We start from the raw sequence: 14,541 nt of genomic DNA on the forward strand, positions 1-14,541 counted from the left end.
AAGACGATTTTTTGCGGTTTTCGCTTAAGAAATCCTGATGTGGCCGGTAATCGGCCTGACATTGAGGCGGATCTTCCCGACGACGAATTGTCCTGCCCGGGCGCTGTCCATGACGGGCGACGAGGCGCCGACCCGCATGGCGGCTTGCTCTTCGGCCGGTGCAGGGCCGGCGGATGTACCGGTTGGAACAAATCCCGGCGATGCCGGTTTTCGTGTTCAGGCAGATCGAGCCCGCGCGAACGATACCAGATTTGTCCTTACGTTTACCCTTATTTGTCATTGCATTTGCCTTCGCCTCCATGCGGATGGTGAAAGCAGACAGGCCGGCAACCGTCAAATCGAGGCCTGTGATGCCCGCGATCCAACTCCCGCCTCCGGTTTGTTGCCCGTCTCCCGACACCCTTGCGGCTTATCGCCCGCCTGGCCTTGTTCCTTCCAGCATCAGACGAATTGGCATGTTCGATGCCTTGTGACAGGTGCGCCAATCGCAGCGCAACGCAAGGAGATCCCATGAAACCTCTCGACAATCCGCTCGCCGCGCTGGTCTGGGCGATACGGTTCCTGTGCCGCCACGTGCTGTATCTCGGCATCGTGATTCCGCTCGTCCTCGTCGCGGCGTTCTATCTCGGGCCGCGGATCATCGCGCTGTGCGGCGCGTGGTTCGATCCGCTGACGCTCGTCGAGCCGATCGCGGTCTCCGACGATTTCAAGCACCGTGGCTATACCGATCAGACCTTGCAGCATGTGCTCGTCGATACGCTCAGCGATCTGCGCAAGGAAGCCGAATCCGTCACGCCCGCAAACGATACCGAGCACGTGCTCTCCGAGTTCAAGCTGCCCGACATCACCGTGCCCGGCACCGATCTGTCGATCCGCCCGCTGATCGAATTCGCGCGCACGCTGCTCAAGCGCGACTCGTCGGTGTACGGCACGGTCGTCGGCACGCCGTCGTCGTTCGCGATGATGCTCACGCTGCGCGATCCCGACGGACGCACCGTCGCGCTCGGCAACGGCATGTCGCCCGAAGCGATCGCGCAAGCGGATGCGTCGAGCGAATCGCAGGCGCTCACGCATGCGCTGCGGCAAGCGGCGATGACGATCCTTCAGCATCAGAGCCCGCTGCTGTACGCGTCGTATCTGACGCAGATGGAGCAGAAGCGCTGCCTGAAGGGAGGCACGGATGACGCGCCCTGCCAGTTCGACGACGTGCGCGAGCGCTTCGAACAATTGGCGGCGGGCTCGGGGCGCGACGCGTCGGGCGCGTCGCAAGAGGATGCCGCGTGGGCGTTGCTCGCGCTGTCGAAGCTCGACACCTACGCGCGCGACTACGAAGGCTCGATCCGGCACGCGCGCCGCATCGTCGACATGAGCGGCGAGCTGCATGCGTGGAAGAAGGTGCGTCCGTGGGCGTACTACAACTGGGGCGTCGCGCTCGCCGACATGGGCTGCTACCAGCACGCCGCCAACGTGCTCAAGCGCGCCGTTCAGCTGCACAAGGACTACGCGCCCGCGCACAACGCACTCGCCCGCGCGTGGCTCGGGCTCGCGCAGATGCCCGCGCTCGCGGATGCCTCGATGCAGCCGGGCACCGACTATCGCGCCGCCGCCGTCGACGAATTGCGGATCGCGATCGCGAAGAATCCCGGCTATCAGGAAGCGTATGTGAATCTCGGCGACGCGCTGCGTCTGCCGTCGATGAAGACGGGCCTCGTCTCGCCCGCTGCAATGGACGACGCGCGCGACGCGTATCGCACGGCCGTTGCGCTGAACATCGACGGCGCCGGGCGCGCGTATGAGCGGCTCGAAGCGCTGCACGACAGCGCGTTCATGAAGGTTGCGGCGCGCATCACGCGCAGCCGCGCGCAATGCTCGACGGGGATGGCGCGCTCGCTGCTCGAATCGTGGGGATGCAGCGATGCGCAGATCGCAACGGGCGCGGACAAGGACTCGGCGGGCACGCAGCCCGTCGCGATGCAGCCCGAAGCGCGCGCGAAAACGTGCAACAAGCCCGAACTGATGCTGCCGACCACTGCGCCGACGAACAGCGTCAAGGGACGCGGCGCCGGCATCATCGAAGTGAAGAACATCGACGCGACGCCGACGCCGCACGACGCAACGCCTGCTGTCGATCCCGTTCGCAAGGCTGTCGCGCAGCAGCGGGGCTGAGCGCTTCACTGCCGCAGCCACCGACGCGTTCAGCGCTTCAGCGCTTCAGCGAAAAACCCCGGTCCATTGACTGGACCGGGGCTTCACACACTTACGCGCGACCGGCTCGATCGGCCCACGCTCAATGCGCGCCCGCCGCTGCCGCGCCGCCACCGCCGCCCTTGGCGGGCCGCGTCAGCCAGATCAGCGGAATGATCACGATAAAGATCATCGACGACAGCCAGAAGATGTCGTTCAGCCCGAGCATCGCAGCCTGCGCGTTCAGGGAGTGCTCGAAGAACGCGACAGCCTGATTCATGCTGCCGCCGAGCGTCGAGTGCACGTTCGCGATCGCGTTCGTGTACGCGGGGTTGTTCACGCTCGACTGCTCCGCGAGTTGCGCGTGGTGCAGGATGGTCCGGTTGTTCCAGCCCGTCGTGATGAGCGACGTGCCCACGCCGCCCGCGAACACGCGCACGAAGTTCGACAGGCCCGCTGCGGCCGGAATCTTGTCGGCGGGCAGGCCCGACAGGATGATCGCCGTCAGCGGCACGAAGAACAGCGCCATCGGAATGCCTTGCAGCAGCGTCGGCAGGATCAGCGTCCACGGGTCGACGCCCGTCGTGTACTGCGAGCGCATGAAGAACACGCCTGCGAAGCCGATGAAGGCGAGCGTCGCGAGCACGCGCGCATCGGACTTCGGCATGATCTTCGCCATCACGGGCGCGAGCAGCACGGCGAAGATGCCGAGCGGCGCGGTCACGAGACCGGCATCGACGGAACGATAGCCGAGATAGCCCTGAATCCATTGCGGCAGGATCACGAGGTTCGAGAAGAACACGGCATACGCGACCGAGATCGCAATCGTGCCGCCGCGGAAATTGCGCACAGCGAACAGGCGAATATCGACGATCGGATTCTTCTCCGTGAACTCCCAGATCAGGAAGAACAGGAAGCTGATGGCCGCGATGACCGCGAGCGCGCAGATCACGGGCGAGTTGAACCAGTCGAGGTCCTTGCCCTTGTCCAGCATGATCTGCAGCGACGCGACCCAGGCGATCAGCGACAACAGTCCGACCTTGTCGATGGGCAGCTTGCGTGCCGGCGATTCGCGGTCGCGATAGATGATCCACGTCACGGCGGCGGCGAACAGGCCAACGGGAATGTTGATATAGAAGATCCACGACCAGCTGTAGCTGTCGGTGATCCAGCCGCCCAGCGCCGGGCCTGCGATCGGACCGACGGTCGCCGTCATCGCCCACAGCGACAGCGCCGTCGAGCTTCTTTCTTTCGGATAAGAGCCGAGCAGAATCGCCTGCGACAGCGGAATCAGCGGGCCCGCGACCGCGCCCTGCAACACGCGCGCGGCAAGCAGCACGATCAGATTCGGCGCGACGCCGCACAGCCACGACGAGAACACGAACAGCACGATCGCGGCGACGAACAGCCTGATCTGGCCGACGCGCTGCGTGAGCCAGCCCGTCAGCGGAATCGCGACGGCATTGGCCGCCGAGAACAGCGTGATGACCCACGTGCCTTCGTCGACGGACACGCCGAGATTGCCGGAGATGGTTGGAATCGCAACGTTCGCAATCGACGAGTCGAGCACGTTCATGAACGTCGCAAGCGCGACGGCGATCGTCGCGAGGACCAGCTTGCCGCCCGTGAGCGGTGGCGGTGAAAGTTGCGTCGAGGGATTCATGTCAGTTCAGGTCCCATGTTTTCTATCGGTCGGCGTCTTTTATCTGACTGATCAGATAATTGGGCGGACCGTGACGCGGATGTGAGCCGCGTCACGGGATGTGGATTAACCGGCGCGCTGGGCCGCGCCGACGCGCCTGTCGCCCTTGTCGTTCTTCAGGTCCGCGTCGCGCTTCGTGATCGGCCGCGACGATGTGGCGCTGGCCATCGCGCCCTCATGGATCGGCACGCTGTTCTGCGCGATGATCTTCTCGATCTCCGCGTCGGCCTGCGCGCCGTATCCATCGAACACATCGGTGTGATACGTCGTGTTCATCGCCGTGCCGAGTTGCGCGCCGGTGTCGTCGCGCGTGTCGACATCGACTTCCATCGAAAGACCGATACGCAGCGGATGCGCTTCGAGTTCCTTCTGGTCGAGCTGGATACGCGCGGGCAGGCGTTGCACGACCTTGATCCAGTTGCCCGTCGCGTTCTGCGCGGGCAGCGTTGCGAACGCGCTGCCCGTGCCCGCCGAAAAGCCCACCACGCGGCCGTGATACTGGACCTTGCCGCCATACACGTCGGCCGTCAGCGTCACGGGCTGACCGATGCGCATGTTGCGCAACTGGCTTTCCTTGTAGTTCGCATCGACCCACACGCCGTCGAGCGGCACGATCGCCATCAGCGGCGTGCCCGGCGACACGCGCTGGCCGACCTGCACCGAGCGCTTCGCGACATAGCCGGTGACGGGCGCGGGCAGCGTGTTCCGCGCATAAGCGAGGTACGCGTCGCGCACTTTCGATGCAGCGGCCTGCACGTTCGGATGCTGTTCGATCGTCGTGCGATCGGTCAACGCGCGGTTCGCTTCCGCCTGTTGACGCGCGGCATCGAGCGCGGCCTGCGCGGCCGTCACGGTATCGCGTGCGTGCGCGATGTCTTCCGCCGACACCGCGCCCGTATCGGCGACGGCACGGCGGCGGCGCAGATCGTCCTGCGCGCGCGCCAGATCGGATTGCTTCTGCGCGACGTTGGCCGCATAGAAATCGTTGTTCACGTAGAGGCTGCTCACTTGCCGCACGGTCTGGCCGAGCGTCGCTTCGGCGTTGCCGAGTGCAACCTTCGCATCGGCGTTGTCGAGCTTCACGACGGAGTCGCCTGCTTTCACAATCTGCGTGTCGTCGGCGTTCACGGCGACGACGGTGCCCGTCACCTGCGGCGTCAACTGAACGAGATTGCCGCTGACATATGCGTCGTCGGTGGTCTCGTGATAGCGGGCATACGTCATGTAGTACGCGCCATAAGCCGCCGCCGACACGACGACGGCCACGCCGAGCAGCGCGAGCAACAGCTTGCGCTTGCGTGTGTTGGGCTCGTTCGCGGCGGCATTCTGCTTCGCGGGCGCTGCTGCCGTCGCTTGCGTGTCTTGCGTCGCTTGACGCTCCGGGGTGTTGAGTTCGCTCATTTCGATTCTCCAGGCGGATTCGGTGAGTCGCCGCTCAGCGCGCGGCGACGGCAGGCGTGTTGGGATCGGACGCATTCGACGCATCGACGAAGCCGCCGCCAAGCGCGGAGGCCAGCGCGATCTGCTGGTCGCGGCGGTCCATGCGCAGGTTCGCGACGGCCTGATCGGCGGAAAGCGCGTTGACGTCGGCATTCAGCACGGTCAGCTGGTTCGTGAGACCGGCCTTGTACTGCACCAGCGCGAGCTTGTCGGCCTGGCGCGCGGCGTCCTGCGCGTTCTGCGCATCGACGAGCTGCCCGTCCGTCGAGCGCGCGTCGGCGAGCTGCGTCGCGACTTCGTTCAATGCGGTGACGAGCGTCTGGTTGTACGTCGCGACGGCGTAATCGAAATCGGCGTAACGGCCCTTCAGTTGCGCGCGCAGTTCGCCTGCATCGAAGATGGGCAGATGGATCGCCGGGCCCACCGACGCAGTGCGGCTCGCCGCCGTCAGAAAGCGGCCGAAGCCGAACGCGTCGAGACCGATCGCCGCGCTCAGGTTGATGTCGGGATAGAACTCGGCCTTCGCTTCCTTCACGTCGTGCGTCATCGCATCGACGCGCCAGCGGGCGGCCACGATATCGGGGCGGCGGCTCACGAGATCGGCGGGCAGGTTGTCGGGCAGACGCACTTCGTCGCCGATGCCGAGCGTCGGACGCGCGATCTGCAAGCCACGGTCCGGGCCCGCGCCGAGCAGCGCGGCGATCTGATAGCGCGTCGCGAGAATCTGGCCGTCGAGCGCCTTCAGCGTGGCGCGGCTCGTCGCGAGATTGGCCTGCGCGGTCTTGCGCTCGACTTCCGTATCCAGCCCCGTCGCGATACGGCCCGCCGTGATGCGGTCGATCTGCTCGCGCTGCGCGATCTCCTGTTGCGCGATGTCGCGCAGCACGTACAGGCGCGCGAGGTGGTTATACGTGCGGGCGATCGAGGTCGTCAGCGTCAGCTTGACGCGTTCCGCGTCGGCCTGGCTGGCCTGAAGCTGCGAGACAGCCGACTTCAACGCCTCGCGGTTCTTGCCCCACAGATCGAGATCGTACGAAGCGCTCAAGAGGCCCTTGTTTTCCGTCTGCCACGAGCCGCCGTATGGAGGCGGCACGAGCGCCGTGCTGGAAAACTGCTGGCGCGTGAGCGAGTAGCTCGCGTCGACGCGCGGCATCGTGCCCGCCTTCGCCGTTTCGCTATACGCCGAAGCAGACGCGACGCGGGCACGCGCCTGGTCGAGCGTCGGGCTGCTCTTCAGCGCCTCGTCGATCAGCGCCTTCAGTTGCGCATCGCCGAACTGATCGGCCCAATTGGCGGCGGGCCAATGGCCCTGTTCGGCGGGAATGCTCTGCTGCGTCGCGTATTGCTGTGGCTCGGCCGTCTTCGCGTCGCTGTGGATGCCCGCGTAGTTCACGCACGCCGACAGCACCGCTGCGAACATCACCGACACGCCCACTTTCAGCACCCGCGATGCGCGCTGTCTGGTGCTTGACCGATTGTTTGACTGATTGCTCATTTTCTGACCTATCAGATAACTGGATAAAAAAAATCGCTCAATCGTCGAGGAATTTTCGAAGCAGACGGCGCAGTTCGTCGAATTCCGCTACCGTGAAGCGCCCGAGGCGTGCGTTCAGCACGTCAGGCGCGATCTCGGCGATGCGCAGCGCGATCTCCCGACCCGAGTCCGTCAGTTCGAGATTCACAACGCGCCGATCGTCGATGCTGCGCGAGCGCGTGAGCATGCTGTGCGCTTCGAGCTTGTCGAGCATGCGCGTCATCAGACCCGTGTCGATGCCAAGGTGCCGCGACAGCATCGCCGGCGTCGTATCGATGCCGCGCATCAGCGACAACAAGATGCCCACGTGGTGCGCCCTGATGTTCAGGTCCTTCACCGCTGCATCCATCTGCGTCATCACGACGTTGCGCGCCTTGCTAATCGCGCAAATGACGTCTTGCGTCAAATGGAAATCGTCTTTCGGATCGTGCGACATCTCTGACTCCGTGCTATTTGCAAGAACAATAATTGACGTGTCAGATACAGTCAACGGCGCATGCGTGAAACTCATTGTTCCATCAGATGCGACAGTCCTTGTCTTTCAGCTGGAGAATGCGCGCGCGGACCGAACGGCCGCGCAGAGCGTGTTCACTCGCCCAGGAATTTGCGCAGCAAGCGGCGCAGTTCCGTGAGTTCGGCCTTGGTGAAGTCCTTGAGGCGCGCGTTGAGCACGTCAGGCGCGATTTCGGGAATCTGATCGGCGACGGCGATGCCGTCCTTCGTCAGAGAAAGATTGACGACGCGACGGTCTTCCTGATCGCGCGAGCGCACCAGCAGCCCTCTCGTTTCGAGCTTGTCCAGCATGCGGGTCATCAGACCCGTGTCGATGCCGAGCATTTTCGACAGCTCGAATGGCGTCGACGCGAGTTTCTGTCTGAGCATCAGCACGATGCCCATTTGCTGGCCGGAGATGTCGAGTTCCTTGAGCGCCGCGTCCATCTCGGTGACGATCAGGTTGCGCGCCTTCACGAGCTGGAAGCCGACGCTCTCCCGCACCTTGAAATTGTCTTTGGTGTAGTGACGCACGCGAGGCCTCCTGAGCAAACGGCGATCTGACTGACATATCAGATACTACCAAATCAGGTCTCGCGCGCCGCTCGAAACTTGCTCACTTCAACCCGAGACGCTTCGCGAGCCGGTTCAGGTTCGCGCGATCCATGCCGAGCGTACGCGCGACGGCCGCCCAGTTATGGTTGTTGCGCTCGAGCGCGTCGCTGACGAGCGTGCGCTCGTAGGCCGTGACGGCGCTGCGGAAATCGGTGACGCTCGCATCGCCTGTGTCCGTCGAAGACGAACTCGATGCGGGCGCGGCCAGATCGCCGCCGGGGTTCGCCGACATGCCGAGGTCCGCAGCCGTCAGCGTCAGAATGCGTGGACGCTCGCGATGCCGCGACAGCGCCTTGAACGCGCTGCGCCCGATCATGTGCTCCAGTTCGCGCACGTTGCCCGGCCAGTTGTACGCAAGCAGCGCGGCCTGCGCGTCGTGCGCGAGCCGGATGCTGAGCAGCCCGAGCCGCGCGCGGTTCTCTTCGAGGAAGAAGCCCGCGAGCAGCAGCACATCGCGTCCGCGTTCGCGCAGCGGCGGCACGCGCAGCGGATAGACGCTCAGCCGGTGATACAGGTCCGCGCGAAAACGTCCGGCGCGCACTTCTTCGGCCAGATCGCGATTCGTCGCGGCGATAAGCCGCACGTCCACCTTGTGCTCGCTGTCCGAGCCGATGCGCTGCAACTGCCCGTTCTGCAGCACGCGCAGCAGCTTCGCCTGCACGCCGAGCGGCAGTTCGCCGACTTCGTCGAGAAAGAGCGTGCCGCCGTCGGCCAGCTCGAACTTGCCGCTGCGGTCCGACGACGCGCCCGAGAACGCGCCGCGCACATGCCCGAACAGTTCGCTTTCGACGAGCGTATCGGGCAGCGCTGCGCAGTTGAGACTGATCATCGGCTTGTTCGCGCGCGGCGAGCCGCTGTGAATCGCGTTCGCGACGAGCTCTTTGCCGACGCCCGTTTCGCCCGTGACGAGCACCGTCAGCTCGCTGTTCGCGACGACGCGGATTTCGTTGACGAGTTGCTGATGCGCCGCGCTGCTGCCGATCATATCGCGGCTGCTCTGCCCGCTCGCCTGGCGGTACGCCTCGGCGCGCTGACGCTCTTCTTCCGTGTTGCGCTCGAGCGTATGGATGCGCTCCGCGACGCTCACCGTGGCCGCCGCGAGGCTCAGAAACGCCTGCAGCGCATCCGTGTCGATGCTGTCGAAGCGCTCCGGGTCGAGCGCATCGAGCGTCAGCAAGCCCCACGGCCTGCCGCCGATGAACAGAGGACAGCCCAGGCAATCGTGCACTTCGAGATGGCCGCTCACGCCCTGCACGAGGCCGTCGTAGGGATCGGGCAACGCGGAATCGGCGGGAAAGCGCGTCGGCTCGCGACTCGAGAGCAGCGATTCGAAGCGCGGATGATCGCCGACTCGAAAGCGCCTGCCGAGCGTATCGCCGCTCAGGCCGTCGATCGCGAGCGGTACGAGCGTGTCTTCGTCGAGACGCAAAAGGGCCGCTGCATCGCCGGGAAAAAGCGTGCGCAGCGTCGTCAGCAGCCGGCGATAGCGCTCGCGCTCCGGCAGGTCGCGCGACAGGTCCTCGACGAGCGGAATCAGTGCATCGAGGACCTCGGATGCAGTCAGTTTGACTTCGAATGAAGTCTGTTTAACCCTTGTCATATCCACAGACGATTTTTCTAACCCTTTGATTTTACGACGCTCGCGAGCTGGCCCGATACCTGCATTAGGTGATTACCCGAGACCCGCCGCATTGGCGGGCGCCACTCACCCAACCGCGAGGAACAAATTCATGCTGTCAGCCGAACAACGCGCAATCATCAAGGCAACCGTGCCCCTGCTCGAAAGCGGCGGCGAAGCGCTCACGACGCACTTCTACAAGATCATGCTGTCGGAGTACCCGACCGTGCGCCCGCTGTTCAACCAGGCGCACCAGCAATCAGGCGACCAGCCGCGTGCGCTGGCGAATGCGGTGCTGATGTACGCGCGTCATATCGATCAACTCGAACAACTCGGCGGACTGGTTTCGCAAATCGTCAACAAACACGTCGCGCTGAACATCCTTCCCGAGCATTATCCGATCGTCGGCGGATGTCTGCTGCGCGCGATCCGCGAAGTGCTGGGCGCGGAGATCGCAACGGATGCCGTGATCGAAGCATGGGCTGCGGCCTATCAGCAACTGGCCGACCTGCTGATCGGTCTCGAAGAAAAGGTGTATGTCGAAAAGGAAACGGCCAATGGCGGCTGGCGCGGCACGCGTGAGTTCGTGGTGGCGCGCAAGGTCAAGGAGAGCGACGAAATCACGTCGTTCTATCTGCGCCCGGCCGACGGCGGCGATGTGCTCGAATTCAGTCCGGGCCAGTACATCGGCTTGCGCCTGGTCGTCGAAGGTGAGGAAATCCGCCGCAACTATTCGCTGTCGGCTGCGGCAAATGGCCACGAATATCGGATCAGCGTGAAGCGCGAGCCGAACGGCCGGGGCTCGAACTTCCTGCACGACTCCGTGCACGAGGGCTCGACGCTGGACCTGTACGCGCCGTCGGGTGACTTCACGCTGGAGAGCAGCGAGAAGCCGCTCGTGCTGATCAGCGGCGGTGTCGGCATCACGCCGACGCTCGCGATGCTCAACGCCGCGTTGCAAACGTCGCGTCCGATTCACTTCATCCACGCAGCGCGTCACGGCGGCGTGCATGCGTTCCGCGACGTCATCGACGATCTCGCGGACCGTCATCCGCAACTCAAGCGCTTTTACGTGTACGAAAAGCCGCGTGCCGACGATGAAGCGCATCACGCGGAAGGCTTGCTCGATGAAGCGCGTCTGATCGAATGGATGCCCGCGACGCGCGACGTCGATGTGTATTTCCTCGGACCGAAGCCTTTCATGAAGGCCGTGAAGCGCCATCTGAAGGCGATCGGCGTGCCCGAGAAGCAGAGCCGTTACGAATTCTTCGGGCCTGCTGCGGCGCTCGACTAATCGAGCTGATTTTTGTTGTAGTGGTTGTTATCTGGTAGGGCTACCCTAGTAGTACTTTGGAAGAGACGCGTAACTGGTCTCTTCCTTTTTTTGTTTTTACGGCCCTGGCGAAAACAGGTGCAGAAGCTAAAGCCGTTAGCGATCGTCCTCATGAATCGACGACGGATGCCGGCACATCGCATCGACTTCGACTTCCATATACGGATAGAGCGGCAACTGCATGAGCAGATCATTCAGGTGCGCGGGACTTTCCACGTCGAACACGCTGTAGTTTGCATAGAGCCCGGCGATACGCCACAAGTGTCTCCAGATTCCTTCCTGTTGCAGCCGCTGCGCCATCGCCTTTTCGTTGGCCTTCAATTCGTTCGCTCGTTCCGCAGGCATATCGGGCGGCAGCTTAACGACCATCTTCACGTGAAATAGCATTCGGGTACTCCGCTTGTTTTGAGTTACTTTCGGGCGATTGCGCGACATTCAATACATGCCGCGTTTTCAATGCGCGCGACCGCCTTAAGCGGCGGCCGCATTCAACCATTCGACGATGCTGCGCGATCAGGCGCGAGCGCGGTCCACTTCACTCGTCGGCACGTCGTTGCGTTCCTTGACGAGATTGAAGTCGAAGTCTATCAGCGCGAACTGGCCGTCGATCCCATAAGGCTTGCCCGTTGCGCCCTCTTCCTTTTTCACCGCGGGCACGAGGCCTTCGCGCGTGGCGAACGCGAAATCGTCCCACAGATACGGATCGCCTTCGATGTTGATTTGCGTCGTCAGCTTGCGATAGCCAGGCGCCGACACGAAGAAGTGAATGTGCGCGGGACGATGGCCGTGACGGCCGAGCAGATCGAGCAACTGCTGCGTCTTGCCTTCGGGCGGCACGCTATAGCCGATGGGAACCACGCTGCGGAAGCTGTAGTTACCGTTTTCATCGGTGCGGATCGAGCGGCGCAGGTTGTATTCGGGTTGCGACTTGTCGAAGTGCGAGTAATTGCCGAGATGGTTCGCGTGCCACACTTCGACGAGCGCACCGCGCAGCGGTTCGCCGTTTTCTGCGAGCACGCGACCGCGCATCACGAGCGTTTCGCCCGGCTCGTTGCCGTTGTCCAGACGCGCATGGCCCGTCGATTCCGGCGCGCCCGCCACATACAGCGGACCTTCGATCGTGCGCGGCGTGCCACCCGTGACACCTGCATTCTTTTCTGCTTCGTCGAGACGGACGTCCAGGAAGTGCTCGAAGCCAAGACCCGCCGCCAGCAGGCCGAGTTCGCCGCTTTGGCCCGCTTCGCCGAGATAGTTCAGCGCCGACCAGAACTCGTTCGGCGTCACATCGAGTTCGTCGATCGTGATGAACAGATCGCGAATGATGCGGTTCACCACCTGCTTCGTGCGGGCATTGCCTTCGTGCGTGGCGCTCTCGTTGATCGTGTTCAACAGGGCGTCGATGGCTTTGATTTCCATGGGGATGTCTCCTTTAGTCCAATCACTGACGACGATGCTTAACGGGCCGTTTCAGCACCGTCATAGCTTCATTACACTCGCGCCGCGCTTCGCATCGCGGCGCAATCTCTCGATCTTGTCGAGGTCGAGTTGAATGCCGAGGCCCGGCCCTTGTGGCAACTTCAACGCGAAGTTCTCGTAGCGCAGCGGCTCGACGAGAACTTCTTCGGTGAGAAGCAATGGCCCGAAAAGTTCGGTGCCCCACTTCAATTCGCGGAAAGTACTGAACAGTTGCGCAGAAGCGATCGTGCCGAGCGCGCCTTCGAGCATCGTTCCGCCATACAGGTCCACACCCGATGCGAGCGCAATCGCCGCCACGTTCGCCGCGCCCGTCAGGCCGCCCGATTGCGCGATCTTCACGGCGAATACATCGGCGGCGTGGGTGCTCGCGAGATCGAACGCATCGACGGGGCCGTGCAATGCTTCGTCGGCCATGATGGGCACCTTCGACAGATGCGTGAGACGCTTGAGGCCGCGCCGGTCTTCGGCGGCAATCGGCTGTTCGATCAGATCGCAGCCTGCATCCGCGAGCCGCTCGATCGCCCACAGCGCTTCGGCCTGGCTCCATGCCTGATTCACGTCGACGCGCACGTACGCGCGGTCGCCCACGGCGGCCTTGATCGCGGCGACATGCGCGATATCGTCAGCGGGCACACGCGCGCCGATCTTCAGCTTGAACACGCGATGGCGCTTCATTTCCAGCATCTGATGCGCTTCGTCGATATCGCGGCCCGTGTCGCCGCTCGCAAGCGTCCACGCGACTTCGACGGAATCCGTCACGCGGCCGCCGAACAGTTCCGACAGCGGCACGCCAAAGCGTCGAGCCTGCGCGTCGAACAGCGCCGTTTCGATCGCACACTTCGCAAAGCGATTGCCTTGAAAGCTCTCGCGCAGCTTCGCCATGATCTGGCCGGGGCGCGTCGCGTCCATGCCTTTGAGCATCGGCGCGAAGTAGGCGTCGATATTGGTCTTGATGCTCTCGGGGCTTTCCTCGCCATAAGCGAGGCCGCCGATCGTCGTCGCCTCGCCCCAGCCCGCTATACCATCCGCGCATTGAATCCGCACCAGCACGAGGACCTGGCAATTCATCGTGGCAACGGACAACCGGTGCGGCCGGATCGTGGGAACATCGACGAGAATGGTGTCTACGGCTTGTATCTGTGTGGGGCTTGGTATCATACGGCTCTCCTGCTGTTGGTCCCATACTAGGGGCGCCGGCGGAATCCGTCCAAGACCGATTGAGTCTGTTTCCATACCTTCAGGGCATAGATGGAACTGCGTCAACTTCGCTATTTCGTCGCGGTCGCGGAAGAAAGAAACTTCACGCGCGCCGCCGAACGACTGAACATGACGCAGCCGCCCCTCTCGCGGCAAATCCAGCAGATCGAAGACAGCGTGGGCCTTGCGCTCTTCGAACGGGGCGCGCGCCCGCTCAAGCTGACGGAAGCCGGACGCGTCTTTTACGCGCAGGCAAAGCGCCTGCTCGAAGAGAGCGACGAGTTGTTGCCACTCACGCGACGCCTCGCGCAACTCGCCGAGCGCATCGTCATCGGCTTCGTACCGTCGACGCTGTACGGCCCCTTGCCCGATGTGATCCGCGCATTCAGGGAAGCGGCGCCGCTCATCCAGATTTCGCTGATCGAGATGTTCACGATCGAGCAGTTGAGCGCGCTAAAAGGCGGACGCATCGATGTCGGCTTTGGACGCCTGCGTTTCGACGAACCGCAGTTGGCGCGCGAGGTGCTTGTCGAAGAGACGCTGATCGCCGCATTGCCCGCCGGCCATGCGCTCGCCGAAAGCGAAACGTTGACGCTCGACGCGCTATCGAAAGAAACGCTGATTGTCTATCCGTCCACGCCACGGCCCAGTTACGCGGACCAGCAACTCTCCGCGTTCCGCGATCATGCCGTCGAGCCCGCAGCCGTCCATGAAGTGCGCGAGTTGCAGACGGCGCTCGGTCTCGTCGCCGCGCAGGTCGGCGTGTGTCTCGTGCCGGAGAGCGTCAGAGGTTTGCGTGCGCGAGGCGTGACGTATCGTTCACTCGACGACGCGCAGGTGTCGTCGCCGATCATCATGAGCCGCCGCTTACAGGATCAAAGTCCCACGACCGATCTGTTCTGTTCGATCGCGCGCGATCTGTTCAGGCGACCGCTAACCGTCTAGTACAT

The 14,541-nt window shown here is 63.5% G+C and carries 12 protein-coding genes; 3 read left to right on the top strand and 9 right to left on the bottom strand.

Annotated elements, in window-relative coordinates; all coding sequences use genetic code 11:
- Positions 1 to 510: 510 nt before the first annotated feature.
- On the top strand, positions 511 to 2,166 hold the full coding sequence (locus tag VSR68_RS08530) for a tetratricopeptide repeat protein (protein ID WP_342939389.1): 1,656 nt from the start codon (positions 511 to 513) through the stop codon (positions 2,164 to 2,166).
- 121 nt (positions 2,167 to 2,287) lie between these two features.
- On the opposite strand, the gene VSR68_RS08535 is transcribed toward VSR68_RS08530, so the two are convergent.
- The 6 genes from VSR68_RS08535 to norR all read right to left on the bottom strand — a co-directional run bounded on the left by VSR68_RS08535 (position 2,288) and on the right by norR (position 9,567).
- Entirely contained in the window at positions 2,288 to 3,847 is a 1,560-nt protein-coding gene (locus VSR68_RS08535) for a DHA2 family efflux MFS transporter permease subunit (protein WP_342939390.1), read from the bottom strand.
- Positions 3,848 to 3,952: 105 nt separating this feature from the next.
- Entirely contained in the window at positions 3,953 to 5,287 is a 1,335-nt protein-coding gene (locus VSR68_RS08540; RefSeq protein ID WP_342939391.1) for an HlyD family efflux transporter periplasmic adaptor subunit, read from the bottom strand.
- 34 nt (positions 5,288 to 5,321) lie between these two features.
- Positions 5,322 to 6,821 carry an efflux transporter outer membrane subunit gene (locus VSR68_RS08545; RefSeq protein ID WP_342939392.1) on the bottom strand — a complete coding sequence of 500 codons (1,500 nt, stop codon included), beginning with the start codon at positions 6,819 to 6,821 and terminating at the stop codon, positions 5,322 to 5,324.
- A gap of 37 nt (positions 6,822 to 6,858) precedes the next feature.
- A complete protein-coding gene (locus tag VSR68_RS08550) occupies positions 6,859 to 7,296 on the bottom strand; it encodes a MarR family winged helix-turn-helix transcriptional regulator (protein ID WP_342939393.1) in 438 nt (145 codons plus the stop codon).
- A gap of 152 nt (positions 7,297 to 7,448) precedes the next feature.
- Positions 7,449 to 7,886 (bottom strand): MarR family transcriptional regulator, encoded by a 438-nt coding sequence (locus tag VSR68_RS08555; protein ID WP_342939394.1) that lies wholly within the window; start codon positions 7,884 to 7,886, stop codon positions 7,449 to 7,451.
- Between the two features lie 82 nt (positions 7,887 to 7,968).
- Complete coding sequence (norR, locus tag VSR68_RS08560; protein WP_342939395.1) at positions 7,969 to 9,567, bottom strand: nitric oxide reductase transcriptional regulator NorR; 1,599 nt, start codon at positions 9,565 to 9,567, stop codon at positions 7,969 to 7,971.
- A gap of 130 nt (positions 9,568 to 9,697) precedes the next feature.
- Here norR and hmpA point away from each other — a divergent pair, with 130 nt between their 5' ends.
- The gene (hmpA, locus tag VSR68_RS08565) at positions 9,698 to 10,879 is read left to right on the top strand and encodes an NO-inducible flavohemoprotein (RefSeq protein WP_342939396.1); all 1,182 of its coding nucleotides are present in this window, start codon (positions 9,698 to 9,700) and stop codon (positions 10,877 to 10,879) included.
- A gap of 135 nt (positions 10,880 to 11,014) precedes the next feature.
- Here hmpA and catC read toward each other — a convergent pair whose 3' ends face one another.
- The 3 genes from catC to VSR68_RS08580 form a co-directional block, all read right to left on the bottom strand.
- The gene (gene catC, locus VSR68_RS08570; protein WP_342939397.1) at positions 11,015 to 11,305 is read right to left on the bottom strand and encodes a muconolactone Delta-isomerase; all 291 of its coding nucleotides are present in this window, start codon (positions 11,303 to 11,305) and stop codon (positions 11,015 to 11,017) included.
- A gap of 126 nt (positions 11,306 to 11,431) precedes the next feature.
- A complete protein-coding gene (catA, locus tag VSR68_RS08575) occupies positions 11,432 to 12,334 on the bottom strand; it encodes a catechol 1,2-dioxygenase (RefSeq protein WP_342939398.1) in 903 nt (300 codons plus the stop codon).
- Between the two features lie 60 nt (positions 12,335 to 12,394).
- Entirely contained in the window at positions 12,395 to 13,552 is a 1,158-nt protein-coding gene (locus VSR68_RS08580) for a muconate/chloromuconate family cycloisomerase (protein ID WP_342939399.1), read from the bottom strand.
- Positions 13,553 to 13,642: 90 nt separating this feature from the next.
- Here VSR68_RS08580 and VSR68_RS08585 point away from each other — a divergent pair, with 90 nt between their 5' ends.
- Positions 13,643 to 14,536 (top strand): LysR family transcriptional regulator, encoded by an 894-nt coding sequence (locus VSR68_RS08585; protein WP_342939400.1) that lies wholly within the window; start codon positions 13,643 to 13,645, stop codon positions 14,534 to 14,536.
- The last annotated feature ends 5 nt before the right edge of the window (positions 14,537 to 14,541 follow it).

The sequence above is a fragment of the Paraburkholderia phymatum genome, assembly GCF_038900715.1.
GTDB classification, from domain to species: domain Bacteria; phylum Pseudomonadota; class Gammaproteobacteria; order Burkholderiales; family Burkholderiaceae; genus Paraburkholderia; species Paraburkholderia phymatum_A.

Bases quoted from the DNA above. Each gene is read 5' to 3' on its own strand.
- VSR68_RS08540 (WP_342939391.1), bottom strand. From the start codon at position 5,287: ATGAGCGAACTCAACACCCCGGAGCGTCAAGCGACGCAAGACACGCAA.
- catA (WP_342939398.1), bottom strand. From the start codon at position 12,334: ATGGAAATCAAAGCCATCGACGCCCTGTTGAACACGATCAACGAGAGC.
- VSR68_RS08550 (WP_342939393.1), bottom strand. From the start codon at position 7,296: ATGTCGCACGATCCGAAAGACGATTTCCATTTGACGCAAGACGTCATT.
- VSR68_RS08535 (WP_342939390.1), bottom strand. From the start codon at position 3,847: ATGAATCCCTCGACGCAACTTTCACCGCCACCGCTCACGGGCGGCAAG.
- VSR68_RS08530 (WP_342939389.1), top strand. From the start codon at position 511: ATGAAACCTCTCGACAATCCGCTCGCCGCGCTGGTCTGGGCGATACGG.
- VSR68_RS08580 (WP_342939399.1), bottom strand. From the start codon at position 13,552: ATGATACCAAGCCCCACACAGATACAAGCCGTAGACACCATTCTCGTC.
- hmpA (WP_342939396.1), top strand. From the start codon at position 9,698: ATGCTGTCAGCCGAACAACGCGCAATCATCAAGGCAACCGTGCCCCTG.
- VSR68_RS08545 (WP_342939392.1), bottom strand. From the start codon at position 6,821: ATGAGCAATCAGTCAAACAATCGGTCAAGCACCAGACAGCGCGCATCG.
- norR (WP_342939395.1), bottom strand. From the start codon at position 9,567: ATGACAAGGGTTAAACAGACTTCATTCGAAGTCAAACTGACTGCATCC.
- catC (WP_342939397.1), bottom strand. From the start codon at position 11,305: ATGCTATTTCACGTGAAGATGGTCGTTAAGCTGCCGCCCGATATGCCT.
- VSR68_RS08585 (WP_342939400.1), top strand. From the start codon at position 13,643: ATGGAACTGCGTCAACTTCGCTATTTCGTCGCGGTCGCGGAAGAAAGA.